This is a genomic window from Brevibacillus sp. 7WMA2 (genome assembly GCF_010748895.1).
In the GTDB taxonomy this organism is placed as follows: Bacteria; Bacillota; Bacilli; order Brevibacillales; family Brevibacillaceae; genus Brevibacillus_B; species Brevibacillus_B halotolerans.
Window position 1 is genome coordinate 4,898,666 of record NZ_CP048799.1, and the last position, 16,749, is coordinate 4,915,414.

General features: G+C 41.1%; 11 protein-coding genes. All 11 read left to right on the top strand.

Features of this window, described 5'->3' with window-relative positions; translation table 11 throughout:
* Window positions 1–339: 339 nt before the first annotated feature.
* Window positions 340–2,604: a formate C-acetyltransferase gene (pflB, locus tag GOP56_RS21135; RefSeq protein WP_003339000.1), complete on the top strand. Its 2,265-nt coding sequence runs from the start codon at window positions 340–342 to the stop codon at window positions 2,602–2,604.
* Window positions 2,605–2,745: 141 nt separating this feature from the next.
* Window positions 2,746–3,486, top strand: coding sequence for a pyruvate formate-lyase-activating protein (gene pflA / locus GOP56_RS21140; RefSeq protein WP_003335101.1), 741 nt, complete (start codon window positions 2,746–2,748; stop codon window positions 3,484–3,486).
* Window positions 3,487–3,964: 478 nt separating this feature from the next.
* Window positions 3,965–5,434 carry a PTS mannitol transporter subunit IIBC gene (locus tag GOP56_RS21145; protein WP_163246557.1) on the top strand — a complete coding sequence of 490 codons (1,470 nt, stop codon included), beginning with the start codon at window positions 3,965–3,967 and terminating at the stop codon, window positions 5,432–5,434.
* A gap of 34 nt (window positions 5,435–5,468) precedes the next feature.
* Window positions 5,469–7,637 (top strand): BglG family transcription antiterminator, encoded by a 2,169-nt coding sequence (locus GOP56_RS21150; protein ID WP_163246558.1) that lies wholly within the window; start codon window positions 5,469–5,471, stop codon window positions 7,635–7,637.
* The gene (locus tag GOP56_RS21155; RefSeq protein WP_163246559.1) at window positions 7,634–8,056 is read left to right on the top strand and encodes a PTS mannitol transporter subunit IIA; all 423 of its coding nucleotides are present in this window, start codon (window positions 7,634–7,636) and stop codon (window positions 8,054–8,056) included. The genes GOP56_RS21150 and GOP56_RS21155 overlap by 4 nt, the downstream gene beginning before the upstream one ends.
* 1 nt (window position 8,057) lies before the next feature.
* The gene (locus GOP56_RS21160; RefSeq protein ID WP_163246560.1) at window positions 8,058–9,206 is read left to right on the top strand and encodes a mannitol-1-phosphate 5-dehydrogenase; all 1,149 of its coding nucleotides are present in this window, start codon (window positions 8,058–8,060) and stop codon (window positions 9,204–9,206) included.
* Window positions 9,207–9,343: 137 nt separating this feature from the next.
* On the top strand, window positions 9,344–10,480 hold the full coding sequence (locus GOP56_RS21165; RefSeq protein ID WP_163246561.1) for a KamA family radical SAM protein: 1,137 nt from the start codon (window positions 9,344–9,346) through the stop codon (window positions 10,478–10,480).
* Window positions 10,477–11,841, top strand: a complete 1,365-nt coding sequence (locus GOP56_RS21170) for an ATP-grasp domain-containing protein (protein ID WP_003335093.1) — start codon at window positions 10,477–10,479, stop codon at window positions 11,839–11,841. Before GOP56_RS21165 ends, GOP56_RS21170 begins: the two co-directional genes overlap by 4 nt.
* 11 nt (window positions 11,842–11,852) lie before the next feature.
* Window positions 11,853–13,097, top strand: coding sequence for an MFS transporter (locus GOP56_RS21175; RefSeq protein WP_163246562.1), 1,245 nt, complete (start codon window positions 11,853–11,855; stop codon window positions 13,095–13,097).
* Window positions 13,098–13,332: 235 nt separating this feature from the next.
* A complete protein-coding gene (locus GOP56_RS21180) occupies window positions 13,333–15,132 on the top strand; it encodes a M3 family oligoendopeptidase (protein ID WP_003335091.1) in 1,800 nt (599 codons plus the stop codon).
* Window positions 15,133–15,248: 116 nt separating this feature from the next.
* Window positions 15,249–16,727 carry an aminoacyl-histidine dipeptidase gene (locus tag GOP56_RS21185; protein WP_163246563.1) on the top strand — a complete coding sequence of 493 codons (1,479 nt, stop codon included), beginning with the start codon at window positions 15,249–15,251 and terminating at the stop codon, window positions 16,725–16,727.
* Window positions 16,728–16,749 lie beyond the last annotated feature (22 nt).

The following is a 16,749-nucleotide window of genomic DNA, read 5'->3' on the forward strand; positions in this document are numbered from 1 at the left end:
CCTGTATCATTTTTCTTTTTTTATAATCCGAAATGTGTTATATATCAACGGTTTTTGGTTTTAAAACAGTTTTATGAATGAAATGAAACAAATTTGTGAACCATATCACAAAATAGGTGCATATGTGATCTTTTTCACACACCGAGCCGCAATCTCTCTTGTATGATGAAACTGTAAAGAGCAGTTGTTCAGAATCGAAACAAGCTCTTTTACGTATTAAATCCTTCAATAGCTTTTTTAATCATATAGATGGCCTTCGTTACAGGCAGAGACACCTCATGTAAAGAGTTGTGCTGCCGAGTACAGAACAACGAGCCAATACTTGAGGAGGTATGTAAGATGGCGATTCAAGAGAAAGACCTGCAAACATTTGAACACGCATGGAGAGGCTTTAAGCCAGGGAAATGGATGAAAACGATTGATACTCGTGACTTCATTGAAGAAAACATCACTCCTTACCATGGCGATGATAAATTTTTGGCTGGTGCTACCGCTAATACAAAAGCACTATGGGACATCATCTCTGACTTAACAAAAAAAGAACGTGAAAATGGTGGGGTTCTTGACGTAGATGTTAACACTCCTTCTACTATTACATCCCATAAACCAGGTTATTTGGATAAGGATAAAGAAAAGGTTGTAGGCTTACAAACAGACGAACCATTCAAGCGCTCTCTTCAGCCTTTCGGTGGAATCCGCATGATGATTGATGCTTGCAAAGCGTACGGCTTTGAAGTGCCAGAATCAATCATTAAGTTGTTTACCGATATTCGCAAAACCCATAACCAAGGTGTATTCGATGCCTATACAGAAGAAATGAAAAAGGCTCGTCGTGCAGGTATTATCACAGGTCTTCCAGATGCTTACGGTCGCGGCCGCATCATTGGTGACTACCGTCGCGTAGCTTTATATGGTGTTGATCGCCTAATCGCTGAGAAAAAAGGCGACCTCCAACAATTAGAAGTGGATGCTTTAACAGAAGATGTTATTCGTTTACGGGAAGAAATCGCCGAACAAATTCGCTCCCTTCAAGAACTAAAATTGATGGCAAAAGAACATGGATTTGATATCTCTGTGCCGGCTAAGAACGCACATGAAGCATTCCAATGGCTATACTTTTCCTACCTAGCTGCAATTAAAGAACAAAATGGAGCCGCAATGAGCTTAGGACGTGTTTCCTCATTCTTAGATGCTTACATTGAGCGTGATCTTGCTGAGGGTACATTGACAGAAGAAGCGGCACAGGAATTAGTTGATCATTTCGTCATGAAGTTGCGCATTGTTAAATTCTTGCGTACTCCTGATTACAATGAGTTATTCTCCGGCGACCCAACTTGGGTAACCGAATCCATCGCTGGGATGTCGTTAAGTGGTAAAACTCGTACAACGAAAAACTCTTTCCGTTTCTTGCATACACTCTATAATCTTGGTCCGGCTCCAGAGCCAAACTTGACTGTTCTTTGGTCTAAAGATCTTCCTGAGAACTTCAAAAAGTTCTGCTCAAAAGTATCCATTGAAACAAGCTCTATCCAATATGAAAACGACGATTTGATGCGTCCATACTTTGGTGACGATTATGGTATCGCCTGCTGCGTATCCGCTATGAGAATTGGTAAGCAAATGCAATTCTTTGGCGCACGTGCTAACCTTGCAAAAGCACTGCTTTATACAATTAATGGTGGTGTGGATGAGAAATCAGGCACACAGGTAGGACCTCAATTCGCTCCTATTACTTCCGAAGTGCTTGACTTTGATGAAGTCATGGCGAAGTTTGACAATGTTATGGAATGGCTCGCTAAGCTATACATGAATACATTAAACGTAATTCATTATATGCATGATAAATACTCTTATGAGCGTATTGAAATGGCATTGCACGATCGTGAAATCCTTCGTACGATGGCTTGCGGTATCGCTGGTTTATCCGTAGTAGCAGACTCCTTATCTGCTATCAAGTATGCGAAAGTAAAACCGATTCGTAATGAACAAGGTATTGCGGTCGATTTCGAAACAGAAGGCGAATATCCTCAATATGGTAATAACGATGATCGTGTTGACTCCATCGCAATTGATATCATGGAGCGCTTCATGAACAAAATTCGTAAGCATAAAGCCTACCGTAATGCGTTGCCAACAATGTCAGTACTCACAATCACCTCCAACGTAGTTTATGGTAAAAAGACAGGTACGACTCCAGATGGACGTCAAGCTGGCGAACCATTTGCACCGGGTGCGAACCCAATGCATGGACGCGATAAAAAAGGTGCTTTAGCATCCTTGTCTTCCGTAGCTAAACTTCCTTATGAGCATAGCTTGGATGGTATTTCTAATACATTCTCAATCGTGCCAAAAGCGTTGGGTAAAGACCTAGAATCTCGCGTTACTAATATGGTTGCGATGATGGACGGTTACATGACACCAGATGGCGGACATCACCTAAATGTAAACGTATTTGACCGTGAACAATTGCTGGATGCGATGGAACGCCCAGAAGAATATCCACAATTAACAATTCGCGTATCCGGTTATGCGGTTAACTTCATCAAATTGACTCGTGAACAGCAATTAGATGTTATCAACCGTACTTTCCATGGCAAAATCTAGGTTTACATGTATCCCGACTGTTTCCGAGGCAGCTAGCTGGCTGCTTCGGACAACAGCAAGGGAAGGAAAGTGACGGAGCATAACACACTAACTTAGAACAGCTTTCCTTCTCTTGCTGTTGTGTAGAAAGGATTGATCAACATGAAAGGTCGAATTCACTCCCTTGAAACATTTGGTACTGTAGACGGTCCAGGTATTCGATTTGTCTTATTTTTACAAGGTTGTGCTTTAAAATGCAAATTTTGCCATAATGCAGATACATGGGATACAAGCGGTGGAACAGAGATGACGGTAGACGAGGTCTTGGCTGAAATTGAGCCCTACCTGAATTACTATCGTAACTCTGGTGGAGGTCTGACAGTCACAGGTGGCGAGCCGACCTTACAAGCTCCTTTTGTAACGGAAGTATTTACTGCTGTTAAGGAAAAATGGGGTCTTCACACTACGCTAGATTCTTCAGGCTTCTGTGACACAGCTAAGGCGGATAAATTACTGGAAGTGACCGATTTGGTCCTTCTTGATCTAAAACAGATGAATCGTGAAAAGCATATCTGGCTTACCAGCCAACCAAATGATCGGACATTAGCATTTGCCAAGTTTTTATCTGATCGCGGCAAAAAAATGTGGATTCGTCACGTGTTAATCCCAGGTATTACGGATTCGGCTAGTCATTTGCTTGAAATGGGGGAATTTATCGGCTCCCTACAAGGAGTGGAAAAAGTAGAAATTCTACCTTACCATGAAATGGGTATATATAAATGGGAGGAGCTAGGCAAAGCGTATCCACTGAAAGGACAGCGCTCTCCCTCAGAGGAAGAAGTTAAACGTGCCTATGAATTAATTGAGAAAGGCAGAACCAATCAGCTTCAAGTCATTAAATAATAGATAGTTGATAAAGCCAAACTCTCCACTTTGGATTCAGGAGGGTTTGGCTATTTTATTGTGACAAATAATTCGGCGTGCAATCTTTTTATTTCTCATTCCTTTTTACGATAGAAAGGAATGGAATTTGGATATAGATAAGAAATGGTTTGGCCTTTTTTATGGTCAAGCTTTTTTACTGTTGCTTGATTAGTCCAAATCACTTGAGTAGCTGCTTACATTGCTCCTAATCCTCTTCAGTCACATATTCGAAAAAGAGATTCATGATTTCCTATCTACATAAAGTGCCAAATAAGGAGATTGGAAATGCCTTATAACAAAGCCTTTTTCCGCTATTAATTTAACTTTTGTCAACATTCTTCATGACGAAACTAGATTTTCATTTTGTTGAATAAGAAACGAGACCATTCTAGTATTAAGTCATGAACAAGACATTATTGTTACTCATATGGAGCTTGTGTTTGAAAGGAGTATGATTATGAATCAGACATCTGTAGCAGCGCAGCAGTCTCAAGATACAGGTCTACGAGTAAAGGTTCAAAAATTTGGACGTTTTCTAAGTGGGATGGTCATGCCAAATATCGGTGCCTTCATTGCTTGGGGACTGATCACTGCTCTGTTTATACCGACCGGCTGGATTCCTAATGAAGAATTGGGTAAAATGGTAGGCCCTATGATCACTTATCTTCTGCCGTTACTGATTGGCTACACGGGCGGTAAAATGATCTATGATGTACGCGGTGGCGTACTCGGTGCGATAGCTACAATGGGCATTATCGTTGGTGCAGAAATTCCGATGTTCCTTGGCGCGATGGTCATGGGTCCACTTGGCGGATACGCTATGAAAAAGGTGGACGGGTTATTTGAAGGGAAGATCAGGGCAGGTTTCGAGATGCTGGTGAACAACTTCTCAGCGGGGATTCTTGGAGCGATTTTGGCCATTATTGCCTACACAGGTGTAGGTCCTGTTGTTTCTGCTCTTACAAATGCTTTAGCGGCAGGCGTTCAAGCTATTGTTGATCTGGGGCTTTTACCGCTAGTTAGTATCTTCATTGAACCGGCAAAGGTTTTATTTTTAAATAATGCAATCAATCATGGAATCTTAGGCCCTATTGGATTAAAAGAAGCGGCAGAAACCGGTAAATCGATATTCTTCCTGCTTGAAGCAAACCCAGGTCCTGGATTTGGAATTCTGCTAGCTTATTGGCTGGTAGGGCGTGGTGCAGCAAAGCAATCAGCTCCGGGTGCAGCAATTATTCACTTCCTAGGCGGGATTCACGAAATTTATTTCCCTTATATTTTGATGAAGCCAAAGCTAATTCTAGCAGCAATTGGCGGTGGCATCAGTGGGGTATTTGTTTTCAAATTGCTAGGTGCCGGTTTAGTAGCGACTGCATCTCCGGGTAGTATCTTTGCGATAGCTGCTATGGCGCCGAAAGGTGGATTATTCCCAGTATTAGCCGGGGTAGTCATTAGTACGATCGTTTCTTTCCTACTTGCATCTGTATTCTTAAAAGCTTCTGCTGCATCAGATGAAGAGGATGGACTAGACAAAGCAACTGCACAAATGAAAGCAATGAAAAACAACAAAGAAGAAAGCGCTGTTGTAAGCGCTGACGTAAAAAATCAGGCAGACCAAGCTGCCACTAGCAATGCTTTACCTGCAAAGGAACAGGTGAAAAAAGTAATTTTTGCTTGTGATGCTGGAATGGGTTCAAGTGCTATGGGTGCTTCTATTTTACGCAAGAAGTTCCAAAAGGCAGGCATTGATGTAGAAGTAACAAATAAAGCAATAAATGATTTACCAAAGAATGTAGACATTGTTGTTACACATAAATCTTTGACCGAACGTGCTAAACAAACGGTACCCCAAGCGCATCATATCTCGGTAGATAATTTCCTAAGCAGTCCTAAATATGATGAGTTAACCACCTATCTAAGTAAGTAATCGATAGGAAATCCATGAGAAAGGCGGTGTACATGTGCAAATTTCAGCGAGACAACAACAGATGATCATGATACTACTACGGGAGAACAACGGGATTACGATTGCTAAAATTGCTGATGAAATCCATACGAGCACACGCACTGTACACCGTGAATTACCTGAGATAGAACCGCTGATGGAGCAGTACGGACTTCACCTAATGAAACGGTCGGGGGTTGGCTTGATTCTCCAAGGAGCGGAACAAGATAAAGAGCGATTAGAACGAGCACTGGAGAGGGCTATACAGCATTCCACCAAGCATGTATCTAATCCAGAGCAACATCAAGAGGCATTTCAAGTGACCCAAAGGGAGTTTAGCCCTGAGGAGCGACGCAGTATTATTTTGTGTACCCTGCTAGCGGCCAACGAACCCATCAAGCTATTTTTGCTGGCACATAATCTGAAGGTGGCGGTTCCTACTATTAGTCACGATTTAGATCAATTGGAAGAGTGGGTTAGAGGTTTGCAGTTACATTTGGTACGTCGCAGAGGATACGGCATTGAGTTGAAGGGGACGGAGGCAGCAAAGAGAAAAGCCATGATGTCCCTACTCTCCGAAAACTTAGATGAAACACAACTCATTGGGTTATTAAAAGAGAATATCCAGCAAAAAACGGCTCAAAGGGTAAACAGTGCTTCCGAGCAGTTATTAGGTCTGATTCAACGAGACAGATTGATTGCTGTGGAAAATACTCTACAGCGTGTACGGAATGATTTGCCTTATCCATTAGCTGATAGCTCCTATATTGCTTTAGTAGTTCATTTGTCCCTCATGATTGAACGACTCATGAAAGGCGAGCATATCGAGATTGATCAGCATTACTTTGAAGATTTGAAAAGGCAAACCGAATATAAAGTTGCTAAGCAAATCATTAATGAATTAGCAGGTACCTTTGCCATTTCATTTCCTGAAGCAGAAATTGCTTACATCACCATGCATCTCCAAGGCTCTAAGCTACGAATGAGTCAGCATGATCTATTAGAGATCAATAATGTAGAAGTAACCGCCGTAGCACAGAAGCTAATGGAGGGTGCCGGAAGAAGATTAGGGGTCAATTTTTATGAAGATCGCTCATTGTTATCAGGACTCTTAACTCATTTGGAGCCGGCAATGAATCGAATGAGGCGAGGCATGCACATTCGCAATCCGTTGCTCCATAAAATCAAACAAGATTATGAGCAAGTATTCAAAGTGATAGCGGAAACAGTCAAGGAAGCATTTCCCCCTGTACAGGTTCCAGAGGAGGAGATTGCTTATCTGGTTCTCCATTTTGGTTCCTCAATGGAGCGGTTAAAGAGAACACGTACCAAATACAGGGCACTAATCGTTTGTTCAAGCGGGATCGGATCTTCTCGTATGCTGGCAGACCGGATTGAAGCAGAAATTCCAGAAATAGAAGTTTTTAAACATGCTTCTATCTTTGAGGTACATCAAATTGCTTTTACAAAGTACGACCTAATTATCTCAACGATTCCTGTCCCATTTGAGCAGAAGCCGTACATTACAGTAAGCCCGTTATTATCACGTGAAGAAATTGTTAGTATTCGGAATTTCCTCAGTCAGGTACCAATAGAACCTTTGAATGATGCTAAGCCTAGTCAACCGCAAACGATAGAAAAAATTCTGGATCATATGGAGGCAGGCGAATCCTACTTTAGGTATACGCTAACTATTTGCAAGGGCTGGTATGATGTCCAACTAAATAACCAGAGCCAGGATATTATCGAAACGCTGGAAACGATATGTGAACAATTAGAGGATCTTGGGATCATGCGTGACTATCGAGAGGTTGTTCGTAAATTACTAGAACGCGAGGAGAAAAGCGGTCTTGGTATACCAGGTACCACGCAGGTTCTCTATCATGTAAAAAGTGCGGAAATCGTACAACCCTCCTTTTCCATTGGATATTTACAAGAACCGATCATTCGCCGGTCGATGAATGGGGAAGAGATGAGTGTTACTAAACTACTAATTTTGGTAAGTCCACAAGAAATGCGGAGTGAAGGAACAGAAATTCTGAGTGAAATCAGCTCTTTATTAATTGAAGAAGAGACAATGAATGTAATAGAAAACAAGCAGCCTATCGAGATTAAAACCTACTTTATAGAAAAATTGAAACAGTTTTGTTTCAGAAAAGTTAAAGAGAGAGGAAATCACCTATGACAAACATCGTAATTGCTAGAAATCAAAAAGCAAACAACAAACAAGAAGCAATTGAGCTAGCAGGTAAATTATTAATGCAAGCAGGTCATGTTGAAGCGGACTATATTACTAAAATGCAAGAGCGTGAAGAGCTGTTAACCACTTATCTTGGCAATGGTGTGGCAATTCCTCATGGTACGAATGAGGCAAAGACATTGATTAAAAGTACAGGAATTTCAATTGTACAGCTTCCAGATGGAGTAGATTTTGGGGAAGGGAATAAAGTGCGTTTATTGATCGGTATTGCAGGTGTAGGTGATGAGCATCTGGATATCTTGTCTGATTTAGCGATTGTGGTATCCGAGGAAGAAAATGTAGAGAAATTGGTTCATGCTACTACCGATGAAGAGATCATGGATATCATCAAGGGAGGTATGTAGGATGCGTGCCATTCACTTTGGAGCAGGTAACATTGGACGAGGCTTCATTGGACTGTTACTAGAACAGGCAGGGTTTGAGGTATGCTTTGTAGATGTTAATGAGGAGCTTGTTAAGGAAATAAACCAACGTAAATCTTATACCGTACAGATCGCTGAAGAAGAAACACAAGAATTCACGGTTCAACATGTAAGTGCCCTACATGGAGCAGACGAACAGGCAGTAGTTCAAGCCATTGCTACTGCCGATCTCGTCACGACAGCGGTTGGGCCTCATATTCTCCCATACATTTCTCAATCAATTGCTCTGGGCATGAAGGAACGTATGAACCAAACCAATGAGCCACTTAACATCATTGCTTGTGAAAATGCGATCGGTGGAAGCACTTTACTCAAGCAATACGTGTATAGTCACTTACATGAATCAGAGCAGGCAAGAGCGGATCAACAATTTGGGTTTCCAGATTCTGCTGTAGACCGAATTGTTCCGATGCAAAAGAATGATGACCAGCTAATGGTGATGGTGGAAGCTTATTTCGAATGGGTCATCGACCAATCACAGGCAAAAGGTAAATTACCTGAATCTTCTGATATATTGTATGTAGATAATCTAGAACCCTATATAGAGCGGAAACTATACACGGTTAACACAGGACATGCTACAGCGGCTTATCTTGGCTATTTAAAAGGTTATTCCTATATAGAAGAAGCGATGAAAGATCCACAGATTCGCCACTTAACAGAAGAAGCATTGCAAGAAACGGGTAACGTGTTGCAGAAAAAATATGGTTTTCAGGCAACAGAGCATGCTGCCTATATTAGTAAAATCCTTCGTCGCTTCGAAAATAAACACCTACAAGATGAAGTGACACGTATTGCGCGTTCGCCAATTCGTAAGTTGGGCTGTAACGATCGTTTTATTAATCCAGCTCGTCAAGCATTGATTTATCAAATGGAGCCCAAGGCACTTTGCTTAGGAATAGCAGCGGCTCTTTCGTTTGACTACAAACAAGATTCAGAAGCAGTCGAGCTGCAAAATAGTATTAGACAGCAAGGCTTGAAGGAAACGATCATGAAATATTGTGAGTTGCCAGAAGAGAGTCCGTTGATAGAATGGATTTTGGAAAAACATGAGATACTTCAAAAATCATAGTAAATTTTTCCTAGAAGGATCGGGAATTCCCCGATCTTTTTTCTTATGAACGAGCAAGAAACCTATTATTGACAAAAATGTAAATTAAATATAAGGTTTAAATGGAAAAATCAAATTATATTAAGGGAGGTAACAAAATGTCAAGAATGACGGAAACAATCGTTTCTGAAAGAGCAAGAGAGATGCAGAAGCAGGTAATGCAAAAATTCCGTTCCAAAATTAGTCCTTCTCTAGCAAAGATTGTGAAACAATCTCAGGGTGTAGCCAAGCAATTTGTACCAAGTCCCTATGAAGCATTAGAATATGGCACAGAAAAGCCTTTTGAAGAGGGTAAAAATAATAAAGGAATATATGGACTTGAAAGAATATACGAGGATCGAGCAGTATTAACTCCTTATTTCGAATGTTCTGCCTATTGTAGATACTGTTTTAAGAAAACCCGTACGTTAGCGGGAGAAGCCAAGCGGATGTCAGATGAAAATATTGCAGATGCGATTAACTATATAAGTAATGATGATCGGATTAAAACGGTATTAATTACCGGTGGAGACCCGTTTCTCGATGTAACATTACTGCACAAGGTTCTACAGCAAATCAAGGAAATTGATCATGTACGAAACATTCGGGTAGGTACCAGAAATATTTTATTTGCTCCTGAAAACATCACGGATGAAACAGCAGAGATGTTATCAGAATTTAATGAAATTAACTATGAAAATCCACGTTTATCCAAGAACCTTTCCATTGGCTTATCACTAAATCATCCAGATGAACTTACCCCAGAAGTTATTCGCGCTGCGCAAAAGATCATTTCCCGAGGCATTACGATAAGAGGACAAATAGTTTTGATGAAAGATATTAATGATGATACCAAAACGATGCGAGAATTAATAGAGCTGTTTCTCTGTAATGGGATTGTACCTTATTATCTGTTCCATTGTATGGCTGTAGTCGGCGCTAAGCATTTCCGTACATCAGTCCAAAAGGGAATTGATATTATACGTGAACTATCCGCTTTCTCTGGAAGCATTGCTCCGCATTATGTTTATGTAACCCCTATTGGAAAGCATAGAGTCGGTACGAATTCCCAGCTCGATTATGTAGAGATTGATGGTCAACGTTATATTCGTTCCACTACACCATATAAAGCGGCTGATTTCTTACATTTCTCTGATAACACGATGCTACCACCTCTTCATGAAATAAATGAAAACGGATACATTGTGTCTCATTATCTTGACGGGGATGATAATCCAATGGAGGCATTGATATGAAAGAATTAATCGTATTTATTGAAAATCTCTCGGTAGTTCCTACCATTAATCGCGCTGTTCATGTTACGAAAATGGGATACCAGTGTGCAATCATTACTCGCCCTCTCACAGAGCATGAAAGAACGAAAATCGCTCAATTAGAAGCAGAAAACGACATTCCTGCTTTATTTGCCGAAATAATGGAGACTACTGATTTTGGCTATGAGGAATTAGAAAAAAAGATGTGCATGCTTGAGGAAACATATAAAATTTCTGCTGTACTTAGTATTCTTGGGTTATTTTCAAGCGCTGGTTTATTAGGGGCTGATGTCGCTAAGATAGCAGAAAAAAGAGGATTACCATCTCAGGACTCAGATGCGTTGTATCGTACAAATAACAAATACCTTATGCGTGACGCACTAAGACATGCGGGAGTGCTAACGGTTGATTATGGACTAGCTGTCGATGTGGATTCAGCAGTCGCCCATGCGGAACGGATTGGCTATCCGGTGATTTTAAAGCCGATTAACGGAGTTGCTTCGCATTTAATTCTCAAATCCCACAATCAACAAGAGGTAAGGGATAATTTTACATACGCCCTGCAAAAGCTACCTGACTGTAATTATTCCAATCTTTATGCATCCTGTCACACCTATGCGACGAAGGATGGGAAGCTTATTGATTTTAATCCGATGGGTTGCATGCTAGTGGAAAAATATATGAATGGTCGGGAAGCTAGTGTAGAGATGGTGATCACAGAGAAGGAAATCATTCCTCTACTTGTGCATGATAAGCTAAAAGTCACAGAAGAAAAGCAGGTGTTCTATGAGCATCTTCTGGTCGTTCCCCCTCTTCGCTTTACGGAGAAGGAAATTGAGGAGCTCAAGAATTATGCAGTGGAAGCCGTTCGCGCTGTTGGCTTAAAGAATTCGTTGTCCCATGTTGAATTACGCTATGACGAAAAATTAGGCCCACAGGTATTAGAAATCAATCCGCGTATAGGTGGTATGTGTGTTAAGGATAGCTTAGAAACAATGCTTGGATTTGATTCTGTAAAAGCCCAATTGGGAATTGTTTTAGGAACCTTTGAACTACCAACTCTACCAAACCAAGAACAAACTCCTCATGCCATGTTTACTTTATATCCAAAGGAGAGCGGGATTCTTCGAGCGGTAAACGGACTAGAGGAGCTTGAAAAAATTCCTGGGGTATTAAGAGTAACACAAGTCTATCCAATAGGAGCAGAGATAAGAGGGGACGAGGAAGAAGTATTTCTCGTTATGTGCTGGATGCGTGGAGAAAGCTATGAACATATTGAACAAGTCTATGAAAAGGCGTGCGAGCTAGTCACGTTTGAAATCGAGAAATTGGTTAAGGTGTAGGAGGAAAGAACATGACAACAACAATTCCAGCAGGACAGAATAATAAAATGCGGTACATTTACCAGTTGATTGCTGGAAGAACCATTTCAGATATAGGCAGTTATTTAGATATGATTGCGCTAAATCTGTATGTGTACCTATTAACGGGCAGTGCTGTTTACATGGGATTATTTATGGCTGTTCGTTTATTGGGAAGCTTTTTAGCAGGTTTTTATTCTGGTATGCTAGCAGATAAATTTAACCGTAAAAAGCTAATGATTATTAGTGACGTTGCAAGGTTTTGTCTTCTCTTTTCTCTATTTATTACACCACAGGAATATCATTTTTATATGCTGTATTTTGTGATCTTTGGTATGGGAATGTTTAGCTCGATGTTTAACGTATCCATGCAATCCAGTATTCCTATGCTTGTGTCACCAGAAAATAGAGTAAGAGCCAATGCTTTATTACAGTCGTGGCAAGCCATTGCCATGGTTGTCGGGATGCTATCAAGTGGGATTCTCATTAATCTGTTAAGCTATCAAAATATTTTCTTGCTTGACTCCCTGACTTATTTGCTTTCGGCTGTGAACCTAATTAGCCTCCCCATTAAAACGAATGAAACACGAACCCAATCAGATCAAAAGGCTTCGTTTTTTTCAGAGTTTTCGTTTATTTATCGGTATTTACGTGTAATTCCTGTTTTATTATCTTTAATGACGATTCGATTATTTGATACGTTTGGTTCCGCAGCGCATAATGTAGGGATACCGATTTATTCGTCTATGATTAAGCCGGACAATCCCTCTATTATTATGGGCTTTATATGGGGAATCTGGGCAATTGGGAATCTTGTCGGTTCTCGTTTTATGAGTAAGCATTCTAAAAATGCTAAGGAAGTATTTACTGAAAAAGCATTTGGCATCTCGACGATTTTAATGTCGTTCTTCTTTATTTTACTGTTTGCATTCTCTACAACGTATCTTCTGCTTATCTGTGCTTTCCTAGCGGGAGTATCTGATGGTATATCGGCCATTTGCTATAACTCACGCCTACAGCAGGTATCAGATGATAAGCGCGGTCGTGTTTTTGGAGTATCCTCCACCTTGCAAACAATTGGATTTGCGTTTGGAATGCTAATTTGTTCCCCTTTATTTGAAATCATGCTGCCGATATGGGTAGTAGGTATCCTACATGGTGTACCTATGGTCATGGCGCTGATATTCACGATCTATTTCTATCGGAAATGGAAAGCACCAACTGAACTCACTTCATAAGAAAAGAAGAGATCAGCTTGGCACCGCCAAATGTAGCGGTGCCTTTTGTATCGTGGCGTCAGGTTATACACTCCGACACCTTGCTTTTAACCTTTACCTAGTTTTGCGTTATCGTTTACAATCAAAAAATTTTTTTCGGTAAAAAAAGCATACCATTCTAGCAGGAAACAGGTACAATGAGAGCTAAGACTTATACATAACAGGCGAGTTTTGCCAAGACAAAGGAGGATATTACATGCTACAAAATCTTAAACCCGTATGGGACTTAGATAGCATCTTTCCTGGAGGAAGCGAATCAAAGGAATTTGCTGCATTCTTGGATAAATTAAAGGAACAAACGTCTTCTTTAACGGCTGATTTAAAAGCATTAGAAGCTCCTACATCGCTAGAGCAGCTAAAAAAATTAGAAGCGATTGTAGCACGTTTTGAACAAGTACGCTCTGATTGGATGCAGGCAAGTTCATTCGTCTCCTGCCTTGAGGCACAGAATGTACATGATGGAAAAGCTCATTTCCTTCGTGACCGTGTAACACAATTAGGAGCGGCAAATCAAGAAACAGGAACATTGTTTGATCAGTACATTTTAGAAGTGCCTGAGGAGCTTTGGAAGCAATTCCTAGCGTTAGATAGTATGAAACCAATCGCTTTTATTCTAGATGAGCGCCGTCAATTAGGGGCAGCTAAGCTTCCTACTGAGCAAGAGATTTTGGCAGGAAACTTAGCAGTAGATGGGTATCATGCATGGTCGCAGTTATATGACGTGATCGTTGGACGCATGCATATCCCAAGTGAGAAAGATGGGAAAATTGAGAATTTATCAGTTGGGCAAGCCTTTAACCTGCTATCTGATACTGATCCTACAGTTCGCAAGCAGATGTTTGCCAATTGGAAACAAGCTTGGTCTGAAAATGAAGACCTATGCGCAAAAGCATTGAATCATTTAAGCGGTTTCCGTTTAGCCTTATATAAAGAGCGTAAATGGGATGACTTTTTGAAAGAGCCGGTCGAGATTTGCCGTATGAGTGAGAAGACGCTGAATGTCATGTGGGAGGTTGTAGAGAAGAATCGTGAGCGCCTCGTTCCTTATTTAAAACGGAAAAAGGAATTACTTGGCATCGATTCTCTGTCTTTCTACGATTGGACGGCACCATTGCCTGGCAGTACCAGCAAAATGAGCTATGATGAAGCAGCCCAATTCATTACAGAGCAGTTTGAGAAATTTAGTCCCAAAATGGCTGAATTCGCAACAATGGCTTTTGAAAAACATTGGATTGAAGCTGAGGATCGTCCTGGTAAGCGACCAGGTGGCTTCTGCACCGATTTACAGTCCAGCAAAGAAACGCGTATTTTCATGACGTTTGACGGTAGTATGTCTAGCACCTCTACACTAGCTCATGAATTGGGACATTCCTATCACACGTATGTAATGAAGGATTTGCCTGAGCTGGCGAAGGATTATGCCATGAACGTTGCCGAAACAGCTTCCACCTTTGCAGAATTAATCGTGAAGGATGCTGCCTTAAAAAATGCCAAATCTGATGCAGAACGTATTTCCATGATCGATGATAAGCTTGGTGATGCCGTTTCCTTCTTTATGGATATCTTTACTCGCTTTACATTTGAGAAGAAATTCTACGAACAACGCAAGAATGGAATGCTAAGTGCGGAAGAAATGAATCAACTAATGGAAGAAGCGCAGAAGTTCGCATTTGCGGGAGCTTTAGACGAATACTTCCCTAACTTCTGGTCCGCTAAGCTTCACTTCTATATTAGTGATGTTCCGTTCTATAACTTCCCATACACATTCGGATACATGTTAAGTGCTGGTTTGTTTGCGCAGGCACAAAAAGAAGGGGCTTCCTTTGAGGAAAAGTATATTGACTTCTTAAAAGACACAGGTCGCATGACAGTAGAAGATCTGGCGAAGGCTCATCTACATGTAGATTTGACACAACCAGATTTCTGGCAAAGTGCTGTAGATGCTGCTTTGGCAAACATTGATGAATTTATGACGCTTACAGAGAAAAAAGCGTAAAAATTCTATCTAACGTAACAAGCAGGAAGAAAAGGGAAAAGCTCTCATATAAGAGGGCTTTTTCCTGCATCTAAAGCAATCATCTAATCTACTAATTTAGAAGCGAGGGACTACATATGGCTAAAACACTTGAGGAAGTTTTACAGCATCCCGTATTTCATTATTTTGCAGAAATATCAAAAATTCCAAGGGGATCAGGCAATGAACAAGCAATCAGTACCTATCTATTAGATTTTGCGGCACAGCATGGATTAGATGCTACACGGGATGAGGCATTAAATGTAGTGGTTCGCAAGCCAGCTTCCGCAGGTTATGAGGCATTGCCCACCATTATTTTACAAGGGCATATGGATATGGTTTGTGAAAAAAATCAAGGAACCGTACATAATTTTCTAACAGATCCCATTCAGCTACGGGTAGTGGACAATATGCTATATGCTACGGAGACCACATTAGGTGCAGATAACGGTATAGCCGTAGCTTACATGCTTGCTCTGCTAGCTGATACGACTCTCCTGCATCCTGCCCTGGAAGCACTTATAACCACCGAGGAGGAGTCATCAATGGGTGGGGCTATGCATTTTGATTTTAATCAATTAAAGGGCTCCATTCTGCTTAATATTGATTCGGAAGAAGAAGGACGTTTGCTGGTAAGCTGTGCAGGTGGTGTCACGGCGAGACAACGACTTGAAATAGAATGGGCTGACGCCGATGATCAAAGTACCGCATTTCGATTGTCTGTACATGGATTACAAGGAGGACATTCAGGGGCTGAGATTCATAAGGGACGCGGCAATGCTAATAAACTGCTAGGTCGTGTGCTGCATGGTCTTCAGCAAGTGATCCCTTATCAGCTCCAGCATGTGCAAGGTGGAATGAAAACCAATGCGATTCCCCGAGAGGCAGAGGCCATTTTGTATATAAAAGGGGAAGAAATAGAAAAAGCAAAGCAGCTAGTGGGCGATCTTCAAGAACGATTTGTTACAGAATTACGGGCAAGTGATCCTGAGGTTTGTGTCAAACTCACAGAAGTACAAGGGAAAGAAAAGTGTGTATTTACTACCCAGACATGTGAACATGTACTTGCCTCTCTGATGCTCACACCAAATGGAGCTCAAAGCATTAGCCAAGAAATCGAAGGACTCGTAGAAAGCTCCACGAATTTAGGTGTTATACGAACAGATGACACTTACATTTATTTGGAAAATGAGGTAAGAAGCTCTGTGGCTAGCTTAAAGGGAGTTATTGTGAAACAGTTGGAAATGCTCGCCTCCTTAACAGGCTCTGAGCTTATCACCGATTCCGATTACCCAGAGTGGGCATACCGCCCGGATTCTGTGATTCGGGAGATTTGTGAGCAGGTATATGAAAAGATGAATGGTCAAAAACCAGAAATTACGGCGGTTCATGCTGGCTTAGAATGCGGTGTATTTGCAGAGAAAAATCCCAACCTAGATATGATCTCTTTTGGGCCAAATATTTATGGAGCACATACACCACAAGAGCATGTTGAAATTGATTCAGTGACTCGCATTTGGGAATATCTAGTAGCAATTCTGGCTGCAATGAAAGAGGCCGAGCGTTTCGCTGCATAGCAAGCGTGTTATGATGGAGGAA

Bases quoted from the DNA above. Each gene is read 5' to 3' on its own strand.
- GOP56_RS21155 (WP_163246559.1), top strand. From the start codon at position 7,634: ATGACAAACATCGTAATTGCTAGAAATCAAAAAGCAAACAACAAACAA.
- GOP56_RS21185 (WP_163246563.1), top strand. From the start codon at position 15,249: ATGGCTAAAACACTTGAGGAAGTTTTACAGCATCCCGTATTTCATTAT.
- GOP56_RS21170 (WP_003335093.1), top strand. From the start codon at position 10,477: ATGAAAGAATTAATCGTATTTATTGAAAATCTCTCGGTAGTTCCTACC.
- GOP56_RS21175 (WP_163246562.1), top strand. From the start codon at position 11,853: ATGACAACAACAATTCCAGCAGGACAGAATAATAAAATGCGGTACATT.
- pflA (WP_003335101.1), top strand. From the start codon at position 2,746: ATGAAAGGTCGAATTCACTCCCTTGAAACATTTGGTACTGTAGACGGT.
- GOP56_RS21180 (WP_003335091.1), top strand. From the start codon at position 13,333: ATGCTACAAAATCTTAAACCCGTATGGGACTTAGATAGCATCTTTCCT.
- GOP56_RS21145 (WP_163246557.1), top strand. From the start codon at position 3,965: ATGAATCAGACATCTGTAGCAGCGCAGCAGTCTCAAGATACAGGTCTA.
- GOP56_RS21160 (WP_163246560.1), top strand. From the start codon at position 8,058: ATGCGTGCCATTCACTTTGGAGCAGGTAACATTGGACGAGGCTTCATT.
- GOP56_RS21165 (WP_163246561.1), top strand. From the start codon at position 9,344: ATGTCAAGAATGACGGAAACAATCGTTTCTGAAAGAGCAAGAGAGATG.
- pflB (WP_003339000.1), top strand. From the start codon at position 340: ATGGCGATTCAAGAGAAAGACCTGCAAACATTTGAACACGCATGGAGA.